Origin of the sequence: Pseudomonas sp. URMO17WK12:I9 (genome assembly GCF_900230165.1) — a bacterium.
Lineage (GTDB): Bacteria > Pseudomonadota > Gammaproteobacteria > Pseudomonadales > Pseudomonadaceae > Aquipseudomonas > Aquipseudomonas fulva.
In genome coordinates this window covers 119,570-143,924 of sequence record NZ_OCMQ01000010.1, presented here as the reverse complement: position 1 = coordinate 143,924, position 24,355 = coordinate 119,570, and the positions used below count along the sequence as shown (strand labels likewise).

The 24,355-nt window shown below is 62.0% G+C and carries 25 protein-coding genes; 18 read left to right on the top strand and 7 right to left on the bottom strand.

The window, feature by feature from the left end; genetic code table 11:
- Positions 1-339, top strand: a 339-nt coding sequence (locus CRP40_RS22115; RefSeq protein WP_204904927.1) for a hypothetical protein, incomplete at its 5' end; no start/stop codon positions are given.
- A 42-nt stretch (positions 340-381) separates the two neighbouring features.
- Here CRP40_RS22115 and CRP40_RS18385 read toward each other — a convergent pair.
- Together CRP40_RS18385 and CRP40_RS18380 are read right to left on the bottom strand one after the other, a co-directional pair.
- Positions 382-1,875, bottom strand: coding sequence for a CoA-acylating methylmalonate-semialdehyde dehydrogenase (locus CRP40_RS18385; protein WP_027915193.1), 1,494 nt, complete (start codon positions 1,873-1,875; stop codon positions 382-384).
- Between the two features lie 69 nt (positions 1,876-1,944).
- Positions 1,945-3,291: an aspartate aminotransferase family protein gene (locus CRP40_RS18380; protein WP_027915192.1), complete on the bottom strand. Its 1,347-nt coding sequence runs from the start codon at positions 3,289-3,291 to the stop codon at positions 1,945-1,947.
- A gap of 115 nt (positions 3,292-3,406) precedes the next feature.
- Here CRP40_RS18380 and CRP40_RS18375 point away from each other — a divergent pair, with 115 nt between their 5' ends.
- The 5 genes from CRP40_RS18375 to CRP40_RS18355 all read left to right on the top strand — a co-directional run bounded on the left by CRP40_RS18375 (position 3,407) and on the right by CRP40_RS18355 (position 7,778).
- Complete coding sequence (locus CRP40_RS18375; RefSeq protein ID WP_027915191.1) at positions 3,407-4,327, top strand: LysR family transcriptional regulator; 921 nt, start codon at positions 3,407-3,409, stop codon at positions 4,325-4,327.
- A gap of 90 nt (positions 4,328-4,417) precedes the next feature.
- Positions 4,418-5,080, top strand: a complete 663-nt coding sequence (locus CRP40_RS18370; protein WP_023535181.1) for a TetR/AcrR family transcriptional regulator — start codon at positions 4,418-4,420, stop codon at positions 5,078-5,080.
- Positions 5,081-5,089: 9 nt separating this feature from the next.
- Positions 5,090-5,674 carry a YigZ family protein gene (locus CRP40_RS18365; RefSeq protein WP_027915190.1) on the top strand — a complete coding sequence of 195 codons (585 nt, stop codon included), beginning with the start codon at positions 5,090-5,092 and terminating at the stop codon, positions 5,672-5,674.
- Positions 5,675-6,058: 384 nt separating this feature from the next.
- A complete protein-coding gene (locus CRP40_RS18360; protein WP_027915189.1) occupies positions 6,059-6,745 on the top strand; it encodes an SDR family oxidoreductase in 687 nt (228 codons plus the stop codon).
- A gap of 85 nt (positions 6,746-6,830) precedes the next feature.
- Complete coding sequence (locus CRP40_RS18355) at positions 6,831-7,778, top strand: adenosine deaminase (protein WP_027915188.1); 948 nt, start codon at positions 6,831-6,833, stop codon at positions 7,776-7,778.
- A 5-nt stretch (positions 7,779-7,783) separates the two neighbouring features.
- Here the strand turns inward: CRP40_RS18355 and CRP40_RS18350 are convergent, their stop codons facing one another.
- The 3 genes from CRP40_RS18350 to CRP40_RS18340 form a co-directional block, all read right to left on the bottom strand.
- The gene (locus CRP40_RS18350) at positions 7,784-8,497 is read right to left on the bottom strand and encodes a helix-turn-helix transcriptional regulator (RefSeq protein WP_027915187.1); all 714 of its coding nucleotides are present in this window, start codon (positions 8,495-8,497) and stop codon (positions 7,784-7,786) included.
- A gap of 342 nt (positions 8,498-8,839) precedes the next feature.
- Positions 8,840-10,021, bottom strand: a complete 1,182-nt coding sequence (locus CRP40_RS18345) for a multidrug effflux MFS transporter (protein ID WP_027915186.1) — start codon at positions 10,019-10,021, stop codon at positions 8,840-8,842.
- 98 nt (positions 10,022-10,119) lie between these two features.
- Positions 10,120-10,317, bottom strand: a complete 198-nt coding sequence (locus CRP40_RS18340) for a cation transporter (RefSeq protein ID WP_027915185.1) — start codon at positions 10,315-10,317, stop codon at positions 10,120-10,122.
- A 137-nt stretch (positions 10,318-10,454) separates the two neighbouring features.
- Here CRP40_RS18340 and CRP40_RS18335 point away from each other — a divergent pair, with 137 nt between their 5' ends.
- The 4 genes from CRP40_RS18335 (at position 10,455) to CRP40_RS18320 (ending at position 15,817) form a co-directional block, all read left to right on the top strand.
- Positions 10,455-10,841, top strand: coding sequence for a hypothetical protein (locus CRP40_RS18335; protein WP_027915184.1), 387 nt, complete (start codon positions 10,455-10,457; stop codon positions 10,839-10,841).
- 51 nt (positions 10,842-10,892) lie between these two features.
- Positions 10,893-13,289, top strand: a complete 2,397-nt coding sequence (locus CRP40_RS18330; protein ID WP_027915183.1) for a heavy metal translocating P-type ATPase — start codon at positions 10,893-10,895, stop codon at positions 13,287-13,289.
- Positions 13,286-13,696 (top strand): Cu(I)-responsive transcriptional regulator, encoded by a 411-nt coding sequence (gene cueR, locus CRP40_RS18325; RefSeq protein WP_027915182.1) that lies wholly within the window; start codon positions 13,286-13,288, stop codon positions 13,694-13,696. Before CRP40_RS18330 ends, cueR begins: the two co-directional genes overlap by 4 nt.
- A 177-nt stretch (positions 13,697-13,873) precedes the next feature.
- The gene (locus CRP40_RS18320) at positions 13,874-15,817 is read left to right on the top strand and encodes a methyl-accepting chemotaxis protein (RefSeq protein WP_027915181.1); all 1,944 of its coding nucleotides are present in this window, start codon (positions 13,874-13,876) and stop codon (positions 15,815-15,817) included.
- Between the two features lie 70 nt (positions 15,818-15,887).
- On the opposite strand, the gene CRP40_RS18315 is transcribed toward CRP40_RS18320, so the two are convergent.
- Both CRP40_RS18315 and CRP40_RS18310 read right to left on the bottom strand, forming a co-directional pair.
- A complete protein-coding gene (locus tag CRP40_RS18315) occupies positions 15,888-16,667 on the bottom strand; it encodes a helix-turn-helix transcriptional regulator (RefSeq protein WP_027915180.1) in 780 nt (259 codons plus the stop codon).
- A gap of 107 nt (positions 16,668-16,774) precedes the next feature.
- Positions 16,775-18,052 carry an acetyl-CoA C-acetyltransferase gene (locus CRP40_RS18310; protein ID WP_027915179.1) on the bottom strand — a complete coding sequence of 426 codons (1,278 nt, stop codon included), beginning with the start codon at positions 18,050-18,052 and terminating at the stop codon, positions 16,775-16,777.
- 116 nt (positions 18,053-18,168) lie between these two features.
- Here CRP40_RS18310 and CRP40_RS18305 point away from each other — a divergent pair, with 116 nt between their 5' ends.
- From CRP40_RS18305 to CRP40_RS18270, 8 genes are all read left to right on the top strand, one after another.
- Positions 18,169-19,521 carry a 3-oxoacyl-ACP reductase gene (locus CRP40_RS18305; RefSeq protein WP_027915178.1) on the top strand — a complete coding sequence of 451 codons (1,353 nt, stop codon included), beginning with the start codon at positions 18,169-18,171 and terminating at the stop codon, positions 19,519-19,521.
- A 2-nt stretch (positions 19,522-19,523) separates the two neighbouring features.
- Positions 19,524-20,399 (top strand): MaoC/PaaZ C-terminal domain-containing protein, encoded by an 876-nt coding sequence (locus tag CRP40_RS18300; protein ID WP_027915177.1) that lies wholly within the window; start codon positions 19,524-19,526, stop codon positions 20,397-20,399.
- An 80-nt stretch (positions 20,400-20,479) separates the two neighbouring features.
- On the top strand, positions 20,480-20,785 hold the full coding sequence (locus CRP40_RS18295; RefSeq protein ID WP_023535180.1) for a MazG-like family protein: 306 nt from the start codon (positions 20,480-20,482) through the stop codon (positions 20,783-20,785).
- A complete protein-coding gene (locus CRP40_RS18290) occupies positions 20,782-21,531 on the top strand; it encodes a methyltransferase domain-containing protein (RefSeq protein WP_027915176.1) in 750 nt (249 codons plus the stop codon). The genes CRP40_RS18295 and CRP40_RS18290 overlap by 4 nt, the downstream gene beginning before the upstream one ends.
- A 19-nt stretch (positions 21,532-21,550) precedes the next feature.
- On the top strand, positions 21,551-22,180 hold the full coding sequence (locus tag CRP40_RS18285; protein ID WP_027915175.1) for a DUF4136 domain-containing protein: 630 nt from the start codon (positions 21,551-21,553) through the stop codon (positions 22,178-22,180).
- Between the two features lie 19 nt (positions 22,181-22,199).
- Positions 22,200-22,769, top strand: coding sequence for a DUF4136 domain-containing protein (locus tag CRP40_RS18280; RefSeq protein WP_027915174.1), 570 nt, complete (start codon positions 22,200-22,202; stop codon positions 22,767-22,769).
- 207 nt (positions 22,770-22,976) lie between these two features.
- Positions 22,977-23,447: an A24 family peptidase gene (locus tag CRP40_RS18275; RefSeq protein ID WP_027915173.1), complete on the top strand. Its 471-nt coding sequence runs from the start codon at positions 22,977-22,979 to the stop codon at positions 23,445-23,447.
- A 119-nt stretch (positions 23,448-23,566) separates the two neighbouring features.
- Positions 23,567-24,343 carry a response regulator transcription factor gene (locus CRP40_RS18270; protein ID WP_027915172.1) on the top strand — a complete coding sequence of 259 codons (777 nt, stop codon included), beginning with the start codon at positions 23,567-23,569 and terminating at the stop codon, positions 24,341-24,343.
- Positions 24,344-24,355: the final 12 nt, after the last annotated feature.

Below are 24,355 nucleotides of genomic sequence, written 5' to 3'. Positions count from 1 at the left end.
TCAAGCGTTTATTTTGAAGGTTGTTTCGAGAAACTCGTTCAACTTCAACCACTTGACTCGCTTCGATCTCTCGTAGCGGGAGGCGAATTCTACAGCGTTTCAACACGCTGTCAACCTTCTTCTCAACCGCCGCCGATCTATTCGATCGTAGCCCTTTCAGCACCACCCGAACTGGCTAACTCATTGAATCTCAAGGAGTTTCGCGTTCCGATGTCGCTGGAAGTGGGGCGCATTATAAGGGGATTCGAAACCGCGTCAACCTTTAATTTCATGTATTTGAAATATTCAGGCCGTGGGTGGGAAAGACGCCGTCCATGGATGAACCATGACGCTATATAGAAGAAGGAGGCCCCGTGGCCTCCTTCTTCGTTTACAGCACGCTTACAAACTAGGGAACGCGAACTGCGATGCTTCATGGCTAGCACGTTGCGGCCAGCGTTGAGTAATGGCCTTGCGCCGGGTGTAGAACCTCACGCCGTCCGGCCCGTAGGCATGCAGGTCACCAAACAGCGAACGCTTCCAACCGCCGAAGCTGTGGTAGGCCACAGGGACCGGCAGCGGAACGTTCACCCCCACCATGCCTACTTCGATCTCATCGCAGAACAACCGTGCCGCTTCACCGTCACGGGTAAAGATGCAGGTACCGTTGCCATACTCGTGATCATTGATCAGTTGCATGGCCTGTTCAAGGCTGTCGACCCGTACTACACACAACACCGGCCCGAAAATCTCTTCCTTGTAGATGCGCATTTGCGGGGTCACCTTGTCGAACAAGGTGCCGCCGACAAAATAGCCTTCTTCATTACCCGATACGCGCAGGCCGCGACCGTCGACAACGAGCCTGGCCCCCGCCGCTACGCCTTCCTCGATGTAGCCAACCACTTTGTCGCGAGCAGCCGCCGTGACCAGCGGCCCCATGTCCAGGCCGCACGATGTGCCCGCACCGATCTTCAGTGCCTTGATTTGCGGCTCAAGCTTGGCAATAAGCGCATCGGCCACCTGGTCACCCACGCATACCGCGACCGAAATGGCCATGCAACGCTCACCGCACGAACCATAGGCAGCCCCCATCAGCGCACTGACGGCGTTGTCCAGGTCGGCATCGGGCATCAGCACTGCGTGGTTTTTCGCGCCGCCCAGTGCCTGGACGCGCTTGCCACGTTTGGTACCCTCAGCGTAGATGTACTCGGCGATCGGCGTGGAACCCACGAAACTCAGCGCCTTGACCTCCGGTGCCTCGATCAGGGCATCCACCGCTTCCTTGTCACCGTGCACCACATTGAGGATGCCCTTGGGCAGGCCCGCTTCCAGCAACAGCTGGGCGATGAACAGCGTCGAGCTGGGGTCGCGCTCCGACGGCTTGAGAATGAATGCGTTGCCGCATGCGATTGCCAGTGGATACATCCACAGCGGCACCATCGCCGGGAAGTTGAAGGGCGTGATACCCGCCACTATGCCCAGCGGTTGGAAGTCGGACCAGGCGTCGATATTGGGTCCTACGTTTCGGCTGTACTCGCCCTTGAGCAATTCAGGTGCAGCACAGGCGAACTCGACGTTCTCGATACCGCGCTTCAACTCACCGGCGGCATCTTCCAGGGTCTTGCCGTGCTCCTCGCTGATCATCTGTGCGATTCGCGCTTCGTTCTGCTCGAGCAGCTGCTTGAAACGGAACATGACTTGCGCGCGCTTGGCCGGCGGGGTGTTGCGCCAGGCCGGGAACGCGGCCTTGGCGGCATCGATGGCTTGCTGCACGGTCGCACGACTGGCCAGTTCGACCTTGCGAATGGCCTGGCCAGTGGAAGGGTTGAACACATCGGCGGTGCGCTCGCCCTTGGTAACCAGGTCACCGTTGATCAGGTGCTGAACAATGCTCATGTAACACTCCAGAAAAAAAGAGGCGTGACAGGCGTGCCTGCGGCAAACGCCTGCCTTGAACGCAGGAAATCAGTCGATCAGGTTCAGGGTCTCGCCCACGGCATCGAACAGACGGTCCAGCTCTTCGGGCTTGGTATTGAACGTTGGGCCGAACTGCAAGGTGTCGCCACCGAACCGCACATAGAAGCCCGCTTTCCACAGTTTCATGGCCGCTTCATAAGGGCGAACGATGGCATCTCCGTCCCGGGCGGCGATCTGGATGGCGCCTGCCAGGCCATAGTTGCGGATATCGACGATATTCTTGGTGCCTTTGACGCCGTGCAGCAGCTTCTCGAAATGCGGTGCCAGGTCGGCAGCAGACTGCACGAGGTTTTCTTTTTGCAGCAGATCCAGTGCGGCAAGACCTGCCGCGCAGGCGACCGGGTGTGCGGAGTAGGTATAGCCATGGGGGAATTCCACGGCATAGTCCGGCGTCGGCTGGTTCATGAAGGTGTGATAGATCTCGCTGCTGGCGACCACGGCCCCCATGGGGATCGCCCCGTTGGTCACCTGCTTGGCGATGCACATCAGGTCAGGCGTAACGCCGAAGGCCTCGGCGCCGGTCATCGCGCCCATGCGGCCAAAGCCGGTGATCACTTCGTCGAAGATCAGCAGGATATTGTGCTGGGTGCAGATTTCACGCAAACGCTTGAGGTAACCCTTGGGCGGCGGCAGCACGCCGGCCGAACCCGCCAGCGGCTCGACGATCACCGCTGCAATATTGGACGCGTCGTGCAGCTCGATCAGCTTGAGCATCTCGTCAGCCAGCGCGATACCGCCTTCTTCCGGCAGACCCTTGGTGAACGCGTTGGCCGGCAATACGGTGTGGGGCAGATGATCGACGTCCAGCAACTGCCCGAACATCTTGCGGTTGCCGTTGACACCGCCCAGGCTGGTACCCGCGATGTTCACCCCGTGGTAGCCACGGGCGCGGCCAATGATCTTGGTCTTGGTGGCCTGGCCTTTCAAGCGCCAATAGGCGCGCACCATCTTCAGCGCCGTATCGGCACATTCGGAGCCTGAGTTGGTGTAGAACACATGATTCAGGTCACCCGGGGTCAGTTCGGCAATCTTTTCAGCCAGCTGGAAGGACAGCGGGTGCCCGAACTGAAACCCCGGCGAATAGTCCAGGGTGCCGATCTGACGCGACACCGCCTCGGTGATTTCCTTGCGGGTATGGCCCGCGCCACATGTCCACAAACCTGACAGGGCATCGAAAATCCTGCGCCCCTTGTCGTCCACCAAATGGTTGCCATCGGCCGCCACGATCAGCCGAGGATCGCGCTGGAAATTGCGGTTGGCGGTATAGGGCATCCAGTGCGCATCCAGCTTGAGCTGGCTGGCGATACCGGCAGGCGCGGTTTGGAGCATGTTCATCGGCGGTTCCTCGAGAGACGATTAGGCAACGATGGATGTTGTTGCAGCTAACTTGGCACGGCGATAAAGTCTGAAAAAGCCTGCATTTCTAACCTTTACACAGGCCACGACTAAACTGATGAGCCGACGCCCCGATCCGCTTGCCCAAGTCAGCGACTTCGATATTCGCCTGCTGAAAATCTACCGCAGCGTGGTGGAATGTGGCGGGTTTTCCGCCGCGGAAAACGTGCTGGGTATCGGGCGATCGGCTATCAGTCAGCAGATGAACGATCTTGAGCAGCGTCTGGGTTTGCGCCTGTGCCAGCGCGGGCGTGCAGGGTTCTCGTTGACCGAGGAAGGCCGAGAGGTCTATCACTCGGCGCTGCAACTGCTGAGCGCACTGGAGACCTTCCGTACCGAAGTCAACGGCCTGCACCAGCATTTGCGCGGCGAGTTGAACATCGGCCTGACCGATAACCTCGTCACCCTGCCGCACATGCGCATCACCCATGCGCTGGCTGAACTCAAGGACCGAGGTCCGGACGTGCGTATCCAGATCCGCATGATTGCACCCAGCCAGGTGGAGCACGGCGTTCTAGATGGTAGCCTGCATGTGGGCGTCGTCCCCCAGACCAGCCCGTTGTCGGGGCTGGAATATCAACCGCTGTATAGCGAACGCTCGCTGCTGTACTGCGCCGTCGGTCATCCGCTGTTCTACGCCGATGACCATCTGCTCGACGATGAGCGCCTCAATCGCCAGGAAGCCATTACCCCAACCTTCCGCTTGCCTGCCGAAGTCCAGGCCCACTACCAGGTGCTCAACTGCACGGCCAGCGCCTCTGATCGCGAAGGCATGGCGTTTCTGATCCTGACAGGGCGCTACATGGGTTACTTGCCTGATCACTACGCTGCGCTCTGGGTCCAGCAAGGAAGGCTGAGAGCGCTCAAGCCGCAGCAACGTTTCTATGACCTGAGCTTGAGCTGGGTGACGCGAAAAGGCAGACGGCCCAACCTGGTGCTTGAGAGTTTTCTGGAAAGTCTGGCTGCGACACGTTGATGCCACTCTCTGCCGCCAATGCTTGTTACTTTGCCGTGGGAAGGTAATCTTGTCCTACAGACGCAGCCATCCCCCTGCACGGAATCGTTCATGACATTAGAAGTCCCTGCGCATCGCCTATCCGCCTCCGGCAAACCCGCAGGCCGTATTCGACAGAAAAACGAACAGGCCATCATCAAGGCCGCCGAAGACGAGTTCGCCCGTCATGGTTTCAAGGGCACCAGCATGAACACCATCGCCCTCAAAGCGGGGCTGCCCAAAGCCAACCTGCATTACTACTTCACCAACAAGCTGGGCCTGTATATTGCCGTACTCAGCAACATCATCGAGCTATGGGACAGCACCTTCAACGCCTTGAGCGTCGAGGACGACCCGGGCGAGGCGCTTAGCCGGTACATTCGCACGAAGATGGAGTTCTCCAGGCGCAACCCGCAGGCGTCCCGAATCTTCGCCATGGAAGTCATCAGCGGCGGCTCATGCCTGACCGAATACTTCAGCGCTGACTACCGCGAGTGGTTCCGGGGCCGGGCGGCAGTGTTCCAGGCCTGGATGGACGCCGGCAAGATGGACCCTGTCGACCCCGTCCACCTGATCTTCCTGCTATGGGGCAGTACCCAGCATTACGCCGACTTCGCCACGCAGATCTGCCAAGTCACTGGCCGCAGCCGGTTGACCAAGCAAGACATGGAAGATGCCAGCACCAACCTTATCCACATCATTCTCAAAGGATGCGGCATCGCGCCAGTTGCCTGACCGACATTTATGCCTTCTACCCTGCTCGACCTCTGCGAATACCGCGAGGAAATTCGCAAAAGCCGCTTCATTACCCTGGCCGGGCCCATCGACAGTGCCAGCGATGCCATGAGTTTCATCGAGCGTCACAGCGACCCCGACGCCACCCACAATTGCTGGGCATGGAAAATCGGTGCTCAATACCGCAGCAGCGACGATGGTGAACCCGGCGGCACGGCCGGGCGCCCGATCTTGTCAGCCATCGAGGCACAGGATTGCGATCAGGTAGTAGTACTGGTCATCCGCTGGTACGGTGGCATTCAGCTTGGCACCGGCGGGTTGGCCAGGGCATACGGCGGCGGTGCCAACAAATGCCTGCAGCAGGCCCCCAAGCGCCTGCTGGTACAGCGCAGCGAGTTCACTTGCAGTTGTGCGTTCAGCGAGTTGGCATTGGTGAAACTGCGGATCGCCGACGTTCAGGGTCTGGTGCTTGAAGAGCACTTCACCGCCAATGGTGTAGACCTGAGGCTTGCCTTTGAAGATGCCCACAGGCAGCCACTGCAGCAGCAATTGGCAGACCTGAGCCGCGGCCGGATTCTGTTGGAGAGTTGCTGAGTATTGCCCACAGCAACTGTGGGCCTGGCTGTGGATAAGCTTGGGGCATACGCCTAGAGCCCAATAAGCATGAGCCCTCCACAGGTTTGTTCAAAATTTGACCACGGTTGCTGGATCGGCGGCTTGACCAAAGCCGGCCTGAGTTATCCCCATGCGCAGGTGGCAATAAGGTTGGACCGCTGCGGTTTGCACACATTAATTGTGGAGCAGCCTGTGGATAACCCGTGAGTGGAACGACAGGGCGCCTGTTGCACAAGGCCGCACCAAGGTTCGCTCATTTTTCGAGCAGCAACGCTCTCCCGAGCAACAACACGAATGACCTGGCACGACCCCGCGCCCTATGGCTTATGCTCAGTGGCTCTGACAATCATACGGAGCACGCTCATGGCCGATTCAAAAACCGCTCTGATCATCGGGGCCTCACGTGGCCTGGGGTTAGGCTTGGTCAACCGCCTGTACGAAGACGGATGGGAGGTCACCGCCACCGTACGCACTCTGCAAACACCAGGCGCTCTGGCTGATGTTCCAGGCGTGCGTATCGAACAGCTGGAAATGAATGACCCAGCCCAACTCGACACCCTGGCCGAGCGTCTGACCGGCCAGCTATTCGACCTGGTGTTTATCAACGCAGGTGTCATGGGCCCTCTCCCACAGGATGTGGAAAACGTCACACACCAAGAAATCGGTGACCTGTTCATGACCAACGTCGTTGCACCGATTCGTGTCGCACGCCGCCTGGTTGAACATGTACGTGAACATACCGGCGTTCTCGCCTTCATGAGCTCCATTCTGGGCAGTGTCGCAGTGCCTGATGGCGGGGAGATTTGCTTGTACAAAGCCAGCAAGGCGGCCCTCAACTCCATGATCAACAGTTTTGTGGTGGCCCAGCAGCGCCATGACCTGTGCGTATTGGCCATGCACCCAGGATGGGTGAAAACCGACATGGGCGGAGAAAACGCGGAGATCGACGTGTTGACCAGCACGCGTGGCATGCTCGAGCAGATCAAGGCCCAGGGTGGAACGGCGGGCCTGCGCTTCATCAACTACAAGGGCGAACCCTTGGTCTGGTGATTGGGCAGGTTGCCGCCATTGGGGCGCACGGCCGGGCCGGGCCCTGTAGAATGGCGGCAACCGTACCTGATTGAGATCACCTTATATGTATGACTGGTTGAACGCCCTGCCCAAGGCCGAACTGCACCTGCACCTTGAAGGCTCCCTGGAACCCGAGTTGCTGTTCGCCCTGGCCGAGCGCAACAAGATTACCCTGCCTTGGGCTGATGTCGAGACGTTGCGCGGTGCGTACGCCTTCAACAACTTGCAGGAGTTTCTCGACCTGTACTACCAGGGTGCCGACGTTCTGCGCACCGAACAGGACTTCTATGACCTCACATGGGCTTACCTTCAGCGTTGCAAAGCGCAGAATGTGATTCACACCGAGCCCTTCTTCGATCCACAGACACACACCGACCGCGGCATCCCTTTCGAAGTGGTGCTCAATGGCATCAACCAGGCACTCAAGGATGGCCGTGACCAGTTGGGCATCAGCAGCGGCCTGATCCTGAGCTTCCTTCGTCACCTGAGCGAAGACGAAGCCCACAAGACGTTGGACCAGGCCCTGCCGTTTCGCGACGCATTCATTGCCGTTGGGCTGGACAGTTCCGAAATGGGCCACCCACCGAGCAAGTTCCAGCGTGTGTTCGACAGGGCACGCAGCGAAGGCTTCGTGGCCGTCGCGCATGCCGGCGAGGAAGGCCCGCCCGAGTACATCTGGGAAGCGCTGGACCTGCTCCAGATCAAGCGTATCGATCACGGTGTGCGCGCCATCGAGGACGAGCGCCTCATGCAGCGCATCATCGAGGAGCAGATCCCCTTGACCGTGTGCCCACTGTCCAACACCAAGCTGTGCGTGTTCGACCACATGAGCCAACACAACATTCTCGACATGTTGGAAAAAGGCGTGAAGGTCACCGTCAACTCGGACGACCCAGCCTATTTCGGTGGCTACGTGACGGAAAACTTCCACGCCCTGCACACTCACCTGGGTATGACCCAAGAGCAAGCTCGCCGGCTTGCCCAGAACAGCCTGGATGCGCGCCTGGTCTGACGCGTTCAGCCCACCTGCAGCGTCTCGACCCGGGCGATGCGATTGATCTGCTGGATACCCAGCGGTGATATGTGCAACGCCCGGGTATCTTCGGCCTCGCGCATCCACCCTGATTGCAGGAACAGCCGGAACAGCGCCTGGCCCAGAATGCCCCCCAGGTGCGGTTCCATGTCGTGCCACTCGGTGCAGCGGCACATCGTGCATGCTCGGGGCTGATGCGGTGCCAGCGCATCGATGTATACGCCGAGGCGAGCCAGTTGCGCTCGCCCCTCATCGCTGACCACCAACTGCCGCCCACAACCATCCAGCCATCCAGCCACTACTAGTCGATGGTAGAGTTCGCCTGCAAGCTCACCGCCCAGGTGATCGCCGCACCGCCTGGCGCGTCGCACGGACATGGGCAATGAAGGGCGCGGCGTGTGGGCATGACGGTTTCTTGCCTGTTCGAGTTGCACGCTGGCAAGGGCCTCTACAGCGGCGCCCACCTGAGGCGTTGCCAGGCGGAAATAACGCTTGCGTCCCCTGGCCTCATGCCGAAGCAAGCCCGCTGAAGAAAGCAGCGAAAGATGTGCACAGGCCGATGAGGCGCTGAGCCCGGTCATGATGGCCAACTCGTTGGCCAGGCGGGGGGTGCCATCGATCAAGGCCCATAACATGGCACTGCGCTTGGGGTCGGCCATCAGGCTGGCGATCTGGCTGATGCTGCTGGCTGCTTTCATGTCCCTGTGACTCCTGCATATTCACTGTGTAGGTGCGATGGCCGACCCTGGCCCACGAACGCCCTCGCTCGCGCCGGCCTGGCTCGTCAGTATAAGCCGCACCTGGAGCCACCCTGGCGCCACTCCCAGGCCTAGTTGTCGCAAAAATGCACTGGGTAGGGCTACCCTTTGCAGGAGACTTATTCAACGGCATGTTCGCAAAACAGCCTGTATATCGGCGGTTTGACAGGAAACATGGCCCAGCATGGAGTGAGTTAAGGCATATCACTTATTGCAAATTCGGAAGATGCCCACAGCCGTCTTCACCAAATAGCGCAGATACAATCGAAGGTTCTTCACGCCTCATACCGAGCGTTTAAATTGCAAGCGCCGCGTCAACAGCGCAACCGTGACCACCAATGCCCCACACAGGCTCATCACCAGCGCCATGGGCACCGCGCTGCCATCGTGCAGCAAACCCACCAACGCCGCGGCCCCAGCGGCAACACTGAACTGCACGCAGCCCATCATGGCCGACGCGCTGCCAGCCCGAGCGCCCTGCCCGCTCATGGCGCAAGCCGAGGCGTTGGGCAGAATGAAGCCCAGGCTCGCTATGCACACGAATAGCGGTACCAATAGCGGCCAGAGCGCTGGGGGCCTGATTGCCGCCATGCTCAGCAAAACCAGGCCTGCTACCAGGTATACCCATACCGCCCGGGTCAGCAGCCAGGCGGGCCCGCGTTTAGCCAGCAGGCGTGCGTTCACCTGAGCCATCAGGATGAACCCCGCAGCATTGACACCGAAGAACCACCCGTAATGCTCGGCAGGTACTCCGTACAACTTGATGAACACGAACGGCGAGCCTGCGATGTAGGCAAACATGCCGGCGATGGCGATACCGCCCGTCAAGGCGTGCCCCAGGAACACACGGTCGGCGAGCAGGCGCAGGTACTGACGCAAAGCCCCTGACAATGGCTGCCGGGGAATATGATCAGGCATGCTTTCAGGCAGCCCGAGGCTGACGGCGAGCAGGCAACCGGCACTGAACAGGCTCAAGGACAGGAAAATGAACTGCCACCCAGCATGGTTGACCAGCACGCCGCCGAGCATGGGCGCAAGGATCGGCGCCAAGCCCATGACCAGCACCAGCTGCGAGAACACCTTGGCCGAAGCCACCGGGTCGCACTTGTCGCTGACGATCGCCCGGGATAGCACCATACCCGCGCAGCCGCCCAGTGCCTGGACAAAGCGCGCCAGAATCAGGGTGTCCAGGTTGGGCGCATAGGCGCATCCCAGCGATGCCAGGGTAAAAAGCGCCACGCCAAACAGCAACGGCTTGCGCCGACCGAAACGGTCAGCTACCGGGCCATAGAGGAGCTGCCCGATCGACAACCCGAGAAAGTAGGCAGCCAGAGTGGTCTGGACGTGTTTTTCATCAGTGGCGAACGCCTGGGCTATCGCCGGAAAGGCAGGCAGGTAGAAGTCGATCGCCAAAGGCCCGAACGCACTGAGTGCGCCCAGGATAAGGACCATTCGCAGGTTCATCGGGAATCCATAGCAAGCTAACAAAGTTGCACATTCTACCTGCTGTGGACCCCGTGCTGCGCAAAACAATCCAACAATAGCGTTGCCAGCTTGAGCGCCTACGCAATTTCGGCCTGGTAACCCTCTTCCTGGATGGCCGCCCGTATCTGCGCTGGGTCGGCGCTGCTATCGACGTGAACCTGCTTCTTGGCCAAATCGACATCGACCTTGGCAGCGCCATCGAGCGCCTGAACAGCTTGGGTGACCGCCTTCACGCAATGGCCACAGGTCATGCCTTCTACAGTGAATACGTGCATGGAAACACCTCCTCAAGGTTTTCAGCGAGTTTCAAGCTTGCCATGGGGGCAAGGTCAAGCGGGCGTGTCTGGAGGTGGCAATTCGCGTCCACCTCGGCCAAGCTGCGACTCTGAAACAGGCAAGCAGGAGAGTGTTCATGTTCAGGACAGCAATGGGCTTCATCGGGCTGCTGGGTGCGCTCGCTGCAGTGCCGCCGGCCGCCGCCGAAGACAACTCGGCCTACAGCGTACTGATCATTTCCCGCGAACGGCTTGAAGTGGCCACCAGTTGCGAGATCGGTGTCTACCTCAACGATCAACTGGCGGGGCGACTGTTCCAGGAACAGTCCACGTCGTTCAACCTGCCTGCGGGCCCCGTCGATGTACGCCTGCGCCTGCTGCCTGGGCAGACACCCGGTTGCGCCCCGGGCCTTGAGGATCAACGTAGCACCCGGTTGAACCTGCAAGCTGGGCAGATCAACAAGTACCGCATCGCGATGGGCCACTATGGGATGGAGCTCAAGCGAACGCCGCTGGACTATTGACCTTCCCCAGGTGGCAAGGTTGATGCTGGCAGCGTGCCCAAGGAGGAAACCATGTCCACGCCCGTCACTTATCACCTGCCCGTCTCCGGCATGACCTGCGCCAGCTGCGCTGGCCGAGTGGAGCGTGCCTTGCGCAAGGTCACCGGCGCAGATCACGTCACCGTCAACCTTGCCAGTGAGCAGGCCCGTGTGCAGGCGCCGGCCGATAGCCTGGATGCACTGGTCAACGCCGTCCACGCAGCCGGTTACGCTGTACCCAGTCATACGGTGGAATTGCAGATCGCCGGCATGACCTGTGCCAGCTGCGTCGGCCGAGTCGAGCGTGCGCTGGCCAAGGTGCAGGGGGTGCTGAAGGTCAGCGTCAATCTGGCCAACGAACGTGCCCACCTGGACGTTCTCGACGGCGTGCCGGACGCGGCGCTGATCGATGCGATAGGGCAAGCCGGTTATGACGCCAGCCTGCCGCGCGCGCCCGAGAATGAACAAGCGACGATCCAGCGCCGCTTGCGCCGGGAACGGCTTGCAGTCGCTGCGGCGCTGCTGCTGGCGTCTCCCCTGGTGTTGCCTATGCTGGTACAACCGTTGGGCCTGCACTGGATGCTGCCGGCCTGGGCGCAGTTTTTGCTGGCAACGCCGGTGCAGTTCATCCTGGGTGCCCGCTTCTACGTTGCGGCCTGGAAGGCCGTGCGTGCGCGCAGCGGCAACATGGACCTGCTGGTCGCCCTCGGGACCAGTGCCGGTTACGGCTTGAGTCTTTATCAATGGGCCAACGCGCCATCGGGTACCACACCACACCTCTACTTCGAAGCCAGTGCAGTGGTCATCGCCCTGGTCATGCTGGGCAAGTACCTGGAGAGCCGTGCCAAGCGCCAGACCGCCAGCGCCATACGCGCACTGGAAGCGCTGCGTCCCGAGCGTGCGCTAAGGGTCATCGATGGCGTGGAGCAGGAGGTCGCCATCACCCAGCTGCGCGTGGGTGACCTGGTCATGGTCAAACCAGGTGAGCGTTTTCCGGTCGACGGTATCGTCGAAGACGGTCACAGCCATGCCGATGAGGCCCTGATCAGCGGCGAAAGCCTGCCAGTCGCCAAGCAACCCGGGGACAGCGTCACCGGGGGTGCGATCAACGGCGAAGGCCGGTTGCTGGTCCGCACCCAGGCGCTTGGCACCGAAACCGTCCTGGCGCGCATCATCCGCTTGGTCGAAGACGCCCAAGCCGCCAAAGCGCCCATTCAGAAACTGGTCGACCGGGTAAGCCAGGTGTTCGTGCCCGCCGTACTGATACTCGCCGCGATCACCTTGATGGGGTGGTGGCTGGCCGGTGCCCCGTTCGAAACCGCTGTGATCAACGCCGTGGCCGTTCTGGTCATCGCCTGCCCATGCGCGCTGGGGCTGGCCACGCCGGCCGCGATCATGGCGGGTACAGGCGTTGCCGCACGCCACGGCATTCTCATAAAAGATGCCGAAGCACTGGAACGCGCGCAGGCCGTCAACCGCGTCGTGTTCGACAAGACAGGCACGCTCACCTCCGGCAGCCCGAACGTGGTGCATAGCCAAGCACTGGACGGCGATACGGACAACCTTTACCGATTGGCCGGCGCGCTTCAGCGCGGCAGTGAACACCCGCTGGCCAAGGCCGTGCTGGACGCCTGCGCCGAGCGTGGCCTGCGGGTGCCCGAGGTAACTGACAGCCAATCCCTGACCGGCCGCGGCATTGCCGGGCGTGTCGATGGACGTGACCTGGCACTGGGCAATCGCCGCCTGCTGCAAGACCTTGGCCTGGCACCCGGCGAACTGGCCGCGTCGGCTGACGCCTGGGAAGCACAAGGGCGCACCTTGTCCTGGCTCGTCCAGCGCGGGACTTCGCCCAGCGTGCTTGGCTTGATCGCATTCGGTGACAGCCTCAAGCCCGGAGCCGGTCAGGCGGTCCAGACGCTGCGCAGCCAGCGCATCAGCAGCCACCTGCTCACAGGCGACAACCGGGGCAGCGCCATGGCCGTGGCGGCCGCCCTCGACATTACCGATGTCTACGCCGAGGTGCTGCCAGCGGATAAGGCCGCCACCGTGGAGACCCTCAAGCAGGGTGGTGCCGTAGCCATGGTCGGCGACGGCGTCAACGACGCACCGGCATTGGCGGCTGCAGACATTGGCATCGCCATGGGCGGTGGCACGGATGTGGCCATGCAGGCCGCCGGCATCACCCTGATGCGCGGGGATCCGCGGTTGGTGCCGGCAGCCCTCGAAATCAGCCGTAGAACCTACGCGAAGATTCGCCAGAACCTGTTCTGGGCGTTCATCTACAACCTCGTCGGCATCCCGCTGGCTGCCTTCGGTTACCTCAACCCGGTCATGGCCGGCGCGGCCATGGCGCTCTCCAGCGTCAGCGTGGTCAGCAATGCGCTGTTGCTCAAGGCCTGGAAGCCCGCCCTCGATCAGGAGGCACCATGAATATCGGCCAAGCGGCGGCCCGGACCGGGCTCAGCACCAAGATGATCCGCTATTACGAATCCATCGGCCTGCTCAAGCCTGCCCTGCGCAGCGACAGCGGTTATCGGATCTATCAGCCTGCCGACCTGCACGCCTTGGCCTTCATCAAGCGCTCGCGAGACCTGGGGTTTTCCCTCGAGGAGGTCGGCAAGCTGCTCACCTTGTGGCAGGACCGGCAGCGAGCCAGTGCTGATGTCAAAGCACTGGCCAACCAGCATATCGATGTGTTGAACAAACGTATCGACGAACTGCTTAGCCTGCGCGACACCTTGGTCGAGCTGGTTTCCAGCTGCCACGGTGATGACCGCCCGGACTGCCCGATTCTCAAGGAACTGGCCAACGAAGCGCCGGGGCGCTGCTGCCGCTGAGCATTCCCGGCACCCGTGCAACCAAGCTCATAGGGCATACCCGTCCAAACGCGACCGAATAGGCATCAATAGCGACTTCGCCCAATAATTACGGGCGTTTTCCTACATAAAATTCGGTTGCTGCCGATGCATTAGGTACCTGCCTCATGTGTCGACAACAATAATTCGGGAGCGCCGATGAGCATCAAACAGAAACTGACCTGGGCTTTTGCGATCATCGCCGCCCTGCCCATCGTGCTGGTGGCCACCCTGGTGGTACTCAACCTACGCGGCGAGGCCAGGGACGGCTTCCTCGACAGCAGCAGTCGAGAAATCCGTCAGGTCAGCAACGCGATGAACATCTTCTTCCAAGGCATCAGCCAGAACGTGGAGTACATGGCCTCGCAACCCTTGGTGGCGGCCACTGGCAACGAGCTGACCAAGTACACGAGCGCCACGCCGTCCTACGAGCTGGGCGAGCAATCGAGCAAGATTCTGGCGTTCATGACCAGCCTGGCCAATGCTCATCCTGCCTATGCCTACCTCTCCTACGGGGTCGCCGACGGGGGCTACGTCGGCTGGCCGGCAGGGCAGAAGTTCGTCAACTACGATCCGCGTACGCGCCCTTGGTACCAGCTGGCCATGGCCAACCCTGGCAAGACCCTGCGCACCGGTGCCTACTACTGGGCCGCCGACGATGCCGTACTGGTCAGCACCGTGCGTGCCGTGGCCAACCAGCTGGGCAACCCTGGCGGCGTAGTCAACGTCGACGTTTCCATCAAAGGCCTCACCGAAATCGTCAAGCAGATCAAGCTGGGCGAAAGTGGGTACCTGCTGCTGGTCGAAAATAACGGCAACGTCTTGGTAGACCCACGGGATACCGCGCACAACTTCAAACAACTGGCGAGCTTCGGCGACGGCTACGCCGAGCTTGCCAAGCACGGCAAGGGCCTGGCTGAAGTCGAGCTGGACGGTGTTCGCTACATGGCCAACATCTACCCGGACGAACAGCTGGGCTGGACGCTTATCGGGCTGATCGAGCAGCGCGAGGTGATGCAGACCACCACCCGCCTGACCTGGCTGATCGGGATCGTCGCGCTGGTACTGGCTGCCGTGTTCGCCGTCGTGGGTGCCACCTTCGCCAAACTGATCGTGCGCCCGATCAACAGCGTCACCAACGGGCTTGAGGACATCGCCCAGGGCGAAGGGGACCTGACCCGCAACCTGGAAATCCGCGGCCGTGACGAAACTGCCCAGCTGGCGAGCTGGTTCAACCAGTTCCTGGGGGCCATTCGCAGCCTTATCCAGCACATCAGCGCCGCGGCCGGCAATATCCTCAACACCTCCACCAGCTCGACACGCGTGTCCAGCGACATGGCCGAGGCCGCCGGGCGCCAGCGTGAGGCAGTCGACATGGTCTCCACCGCCTTCCATGAAATGGTCGCCACTGCCAACGAGGTCGCACGTTCCTGCAGCCAGGCGGCGCAGTCGGCCGACAGCGGCCAGCAGCAGGCGCGCGAAGGCCAGCAGCAGATCGATGCCGCCGTCAGCAGCGTCGACCGCCTGAGCCACGAGATCGAACAGTCGGCGCAGTCGATTCAGCAGCTTGAGCGCGACAGCAACGCCATCCAGTCGATCCTGGGCACCATCCGTTCCATTGCCGAGCAGACCAACCTACTGGCGCTCAACGCCGCCATCGAAGCGGCCCGTGCCGGTGAGCAAGGGCGTGGGTTCGCAGTGGTGGCAGATGAAGTGCGTGCCCTGGCCAAGCGAACCGCCGACTCCACGGCCGAAATCGACGGCCTGCTGGGCAACCTGGCCGGGCGTACGGCCGAGGTGGCGGCGCAAATGCACGCCAGCCTCGAAGTTTCGCAGCAATCGGTGAGCCGTATCGGCATGGCCCGCGACAGCTTTGGTCAAATACGCGAGTCGGTGGACGTTATCCGTGACATGAACACGCAGATCGCCACGGCAGCCGAAGAGCAGCACCAAGTAGCCGAGGACATCAACCGGCACATCAGCCAGATCCACGGCGATGCCCAGCTGGTGGCAGAACTGGCCCAGGCAGCCCGCCAGGACTCCGAAAGCCTCGCCGGCCTGTCCAACGAGCTGGACGCGCTGGTCCGCAGGTTCCGTACCTGACGGCAAAAGCCTCGCAAGTATCGGGCGTGCACGTTCACCCGGCTCGCGGGGCGCCGCACCAGGTAAGCCGCTAGAGTTTAAGCTCGCCTGGCGTGGCACCGAACAGCTGCTTGAACGCGGCGATGTAGGCGGAGGTAGAGTCGTACCCGCAGCCCAGCGCCGCGTCAGTGACCGTGTGCCCTGCCTCGAGCGCGGTCAAGGACGACAGCAGGCGCATGCGCTGGCGCCAGTTGCGAAAGCTCAACCCGGTCTCGCGCTGGAACAACCTCATCAGGGTCTTTTCCGAACACCCCAGTTCGCGCGCCCATTGCTGCAAGGTCTGCGGCTGCTCCGGTGCAGCGATCAGGCCATTGCACAGGGCAAGCAAGCCTGGATGTTGCGGCAGCGGCAACGAAAACGCCACCTCTGGCAACGCTTGCAACTGGTCAAGCAGCACGGCGACCAGACGCGCCTGTGCGCTATCGCCTTCTGGGTAATGTGCAGGGTACAGGCAGAACTGCTTGATCAGCTCACGGGCCAAGGGGGTCACTTCCAGCACACGGCAACGCTCAGCCGCCCAAGGGCAGGCATCGCGGCGTATGTAGAGGCTGCGCATTTCAGCCTGCATCGAACTGGACACCGCATGCTCGGCCTGCGCGGGTATCCACACGCCCCATTGCGGCGGGGCGAAGTAACTGCCTGCCTGGGTGTACACCCCCAATACGCCACTGATGGCATAGGAAAACTGCACCCAGTCGTGTTGATGCGACGTCGTCCACGAGCCGGCGACCAGTCGCTCGGCGCGGGCATAGAGTGGTCGAGGCAGGCAATCGAGCGTTGGAATGGGACGGGGATGTCCGATGGCAGGCATGGCGACTTCTTATCATGATGATCGGACAAGCCTAACAGCCCAGGCGCCCTCGGCGTTATCCGGCTCGATGGCCACCTTCGGTCACCCAGCCGGATCAACACCGACGCTCACCGCTCGACGATGACCGTAACGCCCTGCCCGCCTGCGGCGCAGATCGAGATCAGGCCTCGCCCTTGGGGCGCTGTCGACAGCAGCTTGGCCAAGTTGGCTAGGATGCGCCCACCCGTTGCGGCGAATGGATGGCCTGCCCCAAGTGAGCTGCCCTTCACGTTCAGCCGAGAACGGTCGATCGCCCCCAGCGGCGCATCCAGCCCAAGGCGGTCCCGGCAGTACTGGTCATCCTCCCAGGCCTTGAGGGTGCACAGTACCTGGGCCGCGAATGCCTCATGGATCTCGTAGTAATCGAAATCCTGCAGCGTCAGGTTGTTGCGGGCCAGCAATCGCGGCACCGCATACACGGGCGCCATCAGCAAGCCCTCGCGGCCGTCGACGAAATCCACCGCGGCTGTTTCGCCATCGACCAGGTAGGCGAGCACCGGCAGGCCATGTTGGTCTGCCCATTCCTGAGTCCCCAGCAACACCAGCGAGGCGCCATCGGTCAACGGCGTGGAGTTGCCTGCCGTCAAGGTGCCCTCATCGCTGCGGTCGAAGGCCGGTTTGAGCTTGGCCAGTTGCTCCCGTGTCAGGTCGGGGCGCAAGTTGTTGTCCCGGGTCAGCGACCAAAAAGGGGTCATCAGATCGTCCTGCCAACCTTCTTCGTAGGCACGTGCCAGGCATTGATGGCTACGCAGCGCCATCTCATCCTGCTCGTCCCGGCCAATGCGCCAGGTTTTGGCCATGCGTTCGCAGTGCTCGCCCATCGACAACCCGGTGCGTGGCTCGCCGTTGCGCGGCAGCGACGGCTTGAGATGGTGAGGCCGCAAGCCCAGAAAAGGCTTGAGTCGGTCACCCAGCGTCTTGCCCCGGTTGGCCTGCAACATCATTCGGCGCAGCCCTTCGCTCACGGCGATGGGTGCGTCGGAGGTCGTGTCGACGCCGCCGGCGATGCCGCAGTCGATCTGCCCGAGGGCAATTTTATTGGCCACCAGCAATGCAGCTTCAAGCCCGGTGCCGCAGGCCTGCTGAATGTCATAGGCGGGGGTCGAGGCCGACAGGCGTGAACCCAGCACGCACTCGCGCGTAAGGTTCATGTCCCGGGCATGCTTGAGTACCGCCCCTGCCACCACTTCGCCAAGGCGCAGGCCGTGCAGGCGGTAGCGCTCGATGAGCCCCTCGAGTGCGGCAGTCAGCATGTCCTGATTGCTGGCGGTGGCGTACGCACCATTGGAACGGGCGAATGGGATTCGATTGCCGCCCAAGATAGCGACCCGGCGAAGTGAGCGCATGCGCATGTTCCTCCTGAAACAATTTGATCCGTAGAGCCTAGGTGTTTTTGCTGCATTCGAACGACCTGGCCACAATCCTGGTCCACACTGTCAGACTTGCTTTCGGAGGACCCACCATGAGTGATCGCTACCTTGGTTTTGCCAACTCAAGCCTCGGCCGCAAACTTGTCGACAGCCTGGGCCTGCCTCGTCCAGCCACCCTGGAGCGCTGGGAAGCGGGCCGCATGCGGCCAGTGGACGGGCCGTTGGTCCTTGGCGGCGGCCCCTTGGCACGCCAGGTCGAAACACTCGCAGCGCGGTTGACCGACGCGGTTTACGGTTTCAACGGCCAAGGCCTCCAGTGCGAACCCTGGGTCGCCGGGTTGGGCCCCAAGATCAAGGCGCTGGTATTCGATGCCAGTCACTTGTCCGACAGCGATGCGCTCACGCAGTTGCGCGAATTCTTCCAGCCGCTGCTGCGCAACCTGGCGCCCTGCGCCCATATCGTGGTGTTGGGTCGCCCGCCTGAGGCCGTCGCTGACCCGATGGCCAGCGTCGCCCAGCGTGCGCTTGAAGGGTTCAGCCGGTCACTGGCCAAGGAGCTGCGCAACGGCGCTACTGCACAGTTGCTGTACGTGGGTGATGGCGCCGAATCTCAACTCGAAGGCGCCTTGCGCTTCTTCCTGTCACCCAGGAGCGCCTTCGTGTCGGGGCAGGTGCTGCGCCTTCAGCCCTGCCAGGCTCAGGTGGAGGACTGGACACGGCCGCTTAGCGGCAAGCGTGCGCTGATCACCGGGGCTGCCCGCGGCATCGGCGCCGCCATTGCAGAAACCCTGGCCCGCGACGGTGCCGACGTGTTGCTGCTCGATGTGCCCCAGGCCAGCGAGCCATTGCAGGCGCTCGCTGCGCGCCTGGGTGGCAAGGCGCTAGCACTGGACATTTGCGCCAGTGACGCCGCCGAACAGTTGCTGGCGGCCTTGCCCGATGGCCTCGACATCCTGGTGCACAACGCAGGCATCACCCGTGACAAGACCCTGGCGAACATGACCCCCGAATATTGGGACGCCGTGCTGGCGGTGAACCTCAAGGCTCCGCAGGTGCTGACCCAGGCCCTGCTCGATAACGGCGCGTTGCACGCGGACGCCCGCATCACCCTGCTGGCTTCGGTCAGCGGCATCGCCGGCAACCGTGGGCAATCCAACTATGCGGCCAGCAAAGCTGGGCTGATTGGCTTGGCTCAGGCCTGGGCACCGACGCTTGCCGAGCAAGGCATCAGCATCAACGCCGTGGCGCCTGGCTTCATTGAGACCCATATGACTGGCGCCATGCCCATGGGCTTGCGCGAGGCGGGGCGACGCCTGAGTTCGCTCGGCCAGGGCGGCAAGCCCCAGGATGTGGCCGAAGCCATCGCCTGGCTTAGCCAACCTGGCTCCGGTGTCGTGAGCGGCCAGGTGCTGCGGGTGTGCGGCCAAGCACTGATGGGGGCCTGAGCATGCAACGACAATGGCATGACCTGCACCAACCCGCCAGCCGCGCCAGCCTGTACCTGCGCGCAGCGGGCAAACGACGCATCACCGGTGATCAACTGCCTATGCACGGGCTGCGCTGCACCCTGGCGGTTCAGCCCAAGCAACTGCATGCCTACCGGCAGTTGTGTCGTTTCGTCGACGATGGCCGGCTGCCTGCCACGTATCCGCACATCATGGCGTTCAACCTGCAACTGCAGTTGATGACCGCCGAGCAGTTTCCCTTTCCGCTACTGGGGCTGGTCCACCTGCACAACCGCATTGACGTCATTCGCCCGCTTGGGGGCATCGAGTCGCTGCGCATGGCGGTTCACGCCGACAACCTGCAGCCCCACCCCAAAGGCGGAACGTTCGACCTGGTCACCGAGGCGGCGGACGGTATCGGCGTGCTCTGGCGGGAAACCAGCCGCATGCTCGTGCGCGGGCTGAAGCTCGACGGCGACCCCGCAGAAGCGGCAGAAGCGGCAGAAGCGGCCGAGGATCAGGCCAGCAGCTTGCCTGAAGTCACGCGCTGGTATGCCGACAGTGATATCGGCCGCCGTTATGCCAAGGTCTGCGGCGACTACAACCCCATTCACCTCAGCGCCCCCAGCGCCCAGCTGTTCGGTTTTCCCACTGCCATCGCCCACGGCATGTGGAGCAAGTCCATGGCCATGGCCGCGCTGCACGGGCACTTGCCCCACAGTGGCTATTGGTTCGAAGTGGACTTCCACAAACCCGTGCGCTTGCCCTCGGAGGTGGTACTCAGCGGCAGCCAGGCCGGCCCTGTGGGTGAACTGCGCCTGGACGGCCAGGCGGACGTGGTACATATGCTCGGCCGCTGGGCCTGCTTGCAGGGCTGACTCGCGCGTGCTGCCCCCGTGCAGGGAAGCTTGCTTTGCAACGGCCCTGCGCGGAAGCTATGCGCCATGAGGAGAACCCGATGAACCTGCAAGAACTGACTCAACGCCTGCATCAAATCCGCGATACCAATGACTGGCAACGTTTCCACAGCCCAAAGAATTTGGCCATGGCCGCCAGCGTTGAAATGGCCGAGCTGGTTGAAATCTTCCAGTGGCTCAGCGAGGACGAGTCACGTCGCCTGCCACCCGAACAGTTGGCCCACGCCGGTCAGGAAGTAGGCGATGTCGTGCTCTACCTGTTGCTGTTGTGCAGTGAACTGGGGCTGGACATGGACCAGGTGGTGCGCGCCAAGCTGGCCGACAGTGAAAGGCGCTTCGCACGATGAACGACCGTCATTTCGATGAACTGGCCACCCGTTTTGCCGAAAAGATCTATGGCGGCGCAAAGGGTGCGATCAGGCTGGCAGTCTTGCAGGCCGACCTGGCCGAAGCCTTGCCGGATCGCCCGTTGCGCGTCCTCGATATCGGTGCTGGCCTTGGCCACATGGCGCTATGGTTGGCCCAGCGCGGGCACCAGCTTACCCTGGCCGAACCCGCCGAGCCCATGCTCGAAGGGGCACGGGCCCGCTTTGCCGCAGCGGGTCAGGCGGCAACGTTCATCCAGGCACCCTGGCAAGCGTTGCTGGGCGAGCTGACCGAGCCCTACGACGTGGTCGTGTGCCACGCGGTACTTGAATGGCTGGCTGAGCCGGAAAGTATCCTGCCAGTTCTGCATCAACTCACGGCCCCCGAAGGGTGGCTGTCGTTGGCGTTCTACAACCGCGATGCCCTGGTCTACCGCAACCTGCTCAAGGGCCACTTCCGCAAACTGCGCAGCAATCGCCTCGAAGGTGAAAAGCAGAGCCTTACCCCGCAGAAACCACTTGATCCGCGGGCGCTCAGGGCGCAACTTGAACCTCTGTGGCAGGTCGAAAGTGAAAGTGGCATACGTGTTTTCCATGACTACATGCCCAAGGAATTTCAGGACCGCGCCGAGCTGCTGGACCTGCTGGAAATGGAGCTCGCTCACCGCCGCCATCCGAGTTTCGCCGGCCTGGGCCGTTACCTGCACTGGGTCTGTCGCCCACGTTGACCTGCCGTGAGGAGCAAGCATGCCGTACCGTCTGTTGCCACTGGCCCTGCTGCCGTTGGTTCTGGCCGGATGCCAGGGCACCAATCCCTACGTCGCCAGCAGCCGCCCACTGCCACCAGCCCCGCCTCAGGCAGCGACCACGTTCGACGCAAGCGCTTACCCCGCACCGACACGGGACTACGGCCGCTACCGCAGCTGGAGCTGGCATGACGGCCACCTGCCCAGCGGTTCGGCCAATGCCGACCCTGCGCAGTTGGCCGATGCCGTCGCCGCAGCGCTCGATCAGCAGGGCTTGCGCCCCGCCCGCAGCGGCGTTGGCGACCTGCTCGTCGGCGCCGATATCCGCCTTGAGAAACGCCTGCGCCAAGTGCGCGACTACGACGGCTACGACCCCTACTACGGGCCCTACGGCAACGTAGGCTATGGCGGTTACCGCAACGGTTTTGGGGGTTATGCCAGTACCCCAGTGGTGCGCACCTATCAGGTTGAGGTCATGGTGGTGCGCATCGACCTGTACGACAGCCGCAGCGGCCAGGCCGTCTGGAGCGCCAGCGCCGAAAGCGGCAACGACCAGGGTTCACCGCGAGACCGTGAAAATGCCGTGCGCGACGCCGTGCGCAAGGCCCTCAGCGGCTATCCTCCCAGTTAACGCCTAACGGAGATTCATCATGTTTCGCCGCCTGTTACTCGTGTCGTTCGCGGCCTTGCTGGCTGCCTGCTCAAGCCATAATGTGCAGCAGGACTACGACGCGAGTCGTGATTTTGCCACCTACCGCAACTGGGCCTGGCAGGAGCCCGGCCTGCAATATCGTCCTGACGATCCACGCATCAAGAGCGACCTGACCGAGCAGCGCATCCGTCAGGCGGTCAGCGAACAGCTTGATCAGCGTGGCCTACGCCCAGCGCCCCCTGGCACGCGAGCGGACCTCAACGTGCGCACCTACCTGATAGTGGAGCAACGCCAGCAACAGGTCACCACCAACTACGGCGGCGGTTGGGGTGGCTATTGGGGAGGTTACTGGGGCGGGCCGATGTACAACGAAACCCGCAGCGTCGACTACAAAGTCGCGACCATCCAGGTCGACTTGCTTGATGGGCGCGATGGCAAGCTGGTCTGGCGCGGCAGTGCCGAGCAGATCATGAACAACTACCCGCCAAGCCCGCAGGAACGCAACGAAGCCATCCAAAAAACGGTGGCTCAGGTGCTGGGCAATTATCCACCTGGCAGCAATCGCTAGCGGGGCCTGTTCTGCCTGCCTCGCCCCGTGGCGGGGTGCAGGCAGAGGCCGACCTCCCCTCTCGACAGACGACGACTGCGACAAAACCCATTCTCCCAGCGCCTTTTCCTCGCGGCACACGGCCGTCATGCAGGTTCCGGTCTATCTTGACTAAGGAAACCTGACTGAGCGGGTAAGTGTTCATCTACCAGGAAAGGCGACCTGTCGATGCAAAGCATTGTTCTTCTTCTGTGGCTTGCCTTGTGTACCGAACAGGATGTGCGCCAGCGCCAGCTCCCGGATCTATTGACGCTGGGTGTGGCCGTAGGGGCTCTGCTATGGCTGTTCGCAACCGGCCACACTTGGCTTGGCGCCGACCCTAGCTCGGCAGGCTGGGGGCTGGCCATCGTCATGCTCCTCACCTTGCCCGGCTACATGATGGGCCACTTCGGCGCCGATGACGTCAAACTGATGGGCGCGCTGGCATTGGCTACCGGCACCGATCATGTGCTCGGCACCTTTATCGGGGCCGGGATCGCGTTGTTGATCTGGCTGACTACCCGCAGACGCTTATGGACGCTGCTCAACCCCAAGGTGAAAAAACGCCTGCAGGCCCTGACCGAAGCCATGGGCGACAAGCAGGCATTCGTCCCCTATGTGCTGGCTGGCTACCTTCTGACAGCTGTATGGATCCAATGAAGAAACCAGCGGTCCCTAATCTTGTACACACCTTGTACAACTACGAGAGGTACGGCTACTTTTAATCTGCCAGAGCGTCTAGCCCGGGAGCAGGGCCGTATATTCACAGGGAGTTGATCGTGTCCAAACCTGTAAGTGAAATGAAAGTGCTGGTAGTCGATGATCAGTCGGTCATCGTCGAACAGCTGTGCGAGTTCCTGCAAGCCAAGGGATACAGTTGCGTATCGGCACTCTCCACGGATGAGGCGGTAAAACACTATAAGGCCGACCCAGCCATCGGTCTGATCATCTGCGACCTTCACATGCCCGGACGCGATGGCATCGAACTGATGCGGGCTCTAAAGCAGATCGACGGCAATCAGCGCATGTTCGAGGCGATCATGTTGACCGGCCGTGCCGAAAAGCAGGACGTCATTCGGGCGCTGCGCGAAGGCTTTGCGGACTACTACCAGAAACCGATGGACCTTGACGAGCTGCTCGAAGGGGTACGCCGCCAGGAGCAGGTGCTGCAGGAACGTCAGCGCGGTTTCCACGACCTCAGTGGGCTCAATCAGCGCCTGCAGGATCTGGCAGAGTCCGTCGACGAACTGTATCAGGACTTGGAAAAAGCCCGCGGGCAGGGGGCTCACCGGCGCGCCGGCGACACGGAGGAAGCCGAGGCCGAGCTGCCCTCGGTGTTCGAAAAGCTCTCGCCCCGTCAATTGGAGGTGGCGCGGCTAGTGGGCAAGGGCAAGACCAATTATCAGATCGCCTGTGAATTGGGTATCACCGAAAACACAGTGAAACTGTACGTGTCCCAGGTGTTGCGCCTGACCCATATGCACAACCGCACGCAACTGGCATTGGCTCTGACACCAGGCTCCTCCCCGGTGAATCAACGCTTCACGGCGCACTGACAGGTGCCGGTG

Bases quoted from the DNA above. Each gene is read 5' to 3' on its own strand.
- CRP40_RS18385 (WP_027915193.1), bottom strand. From the start codon at position 1,875: ATGAGCATTGTTCAGCACCTGATCAACGGTGACCTGGTTACCAAGGGC.
- CRP40_RS18310 (WP_027915179.1), bottom strand. From the start codon at position 18,052: ATGCGCTCACTTCGCCGGGTCGCTATCTTGGGCGGCAATCGAATCCCA.
- CRP40_RS18360 (WP_027915189.1), top strand. From the start codon at position 6,059: ATGGCCGATTCAAAAACCGCTCTGATCATCGGGGCCTCACGTGGCCTG.
- CRP40_RS18280 (WP_027915174.1), top strand. From the start codon at position 22,200: ATGTTTCGCCGCCTGTTACTCGTGTCGTTCGCGGCCTTGCTGGCTGCC.
- CRP40_RS18355 (WP_027915188.1), top strand. From the start codon at position 6,831: ATGTATGACTGGTTGAACGCCCTGCCCAAGGCCGAACTGCACCTGCAC.
- CRP40_RS18330 (WP_027915183.1), top strand. From the start codon at position 10,893: ATGTCCACGCCCGTCACTTATCACCTGCCCGTCTCCGGCATGACCTGC.
- CRP40_RS18290 (WP_027915176.1), top strand. From the start codon at position 20,782: ATGAACGACCGTCATTTCGATGAACTGGCCACCCGTTTTGCCGAAAAG.
- CRP40_RS18295 (WP_023535180.1), top strand. From the start codon at position 20,480: ATGAACCTGCAAGAACTGACTCAACGCCTGCATCAAATCCGCGATACC.
- CRP40_RS18365 (WP_027915190.1), top strand. From the start codon at position 5,090: ATGCCTTCTACCCTGCTCGACCTCTGCGAATACCGCGAGGAAATTCGC.
- CRP40_RS18340 (WP_027915185.1), bottom strand. From the start codon at position 10,317: ATGCACGTATTCACTGTAGAAGGCATGACCTGTGGCCATTGCGTGAAG.
- CRP40_RS18275 (WP_027915173.1), top strand. From the start codon at position 22,977: ATGCAAAGCATTGTTCTTCTTCTGTGGCTTGCCTTGTGTACCGAACAG.
- CRP40_RS18320 (WP_027915181.1), top strand. From the start codon at position 13,874: ATGAGCATCAAACAGAAACTGACCTGGGCTTTTGCGATCATCGCCGCC.
- CRP40_RS18350 (WP_027915187.1), bottom strand. From the start codon at position 8,497: ATGAAAGCAGCCAGCAGCATCAGCCAGATCGCCAGCCTGATGGCCGAC.
- CRP40_RS18370 (WP_023535181.1), top strand. From the start codon at position 4,418: ATGACATTAGAAGTCCCTGCGCATCGCCTATCCGCCTCCGGCAAACCC.
- CRP40_RS18380 (WP_027915192.1), bottom strand. From the start codon at position 3,291: ATGAACATGCTCCAAACCGCGCCTGCCGGTATCGCCAGCCAGCTCAAG.
- CRP40_RS18285 (WP_027915175.1), top strand. From the start codon at position 21,551: ATGCCGTACCGTCTGTTGCCACTGGCCCTGCTGCCGTTGGTTCTGGCC.
- cueR (WP_027915182.1), top strand. From the start codon at position 13,286: ATGAATATCGGCCAAGCGGCGGCCCGGACCGGGCTCAGCACCAAGATG.
- CRP40_RS18300 (WP_027915177.1), top strand. From the start codon at position 19,524: ATGCAACGACAATGGCATGACCTGCACCAACCCGCCAGCCGCGCCAGC.
- CRP40_RS18305 (WP_027915178.1), top strand. From the start codon at position 18,169: ATGAGTGATCGCTACCTTGGTTTTGCCAACTCAAGCCTCGGCCGCAAA.
- CRP40_RS18335 (WP_027915184.1), top strand. From the start codon at position 10,455: ATGTTCAGGACAGCAATGGGCTTCATCGGGCTGCTGGGTGCGCTCGCT.
- CRP40_RS18345 (WP_027915186.1), bottom strand. From the start codon at position 10,021: ATGAACCTGCGAATGGTCCTTATCCTGGGCGCACTCAGTGCGTTCGGG.
- CRP40_RS18315 (WP_027915180.1), bottom strand. From the start codon at position 16,667: ATGCCTGCCATCGGACATCCCCGTCCCATTCCAACGCTCGATTGCCTG.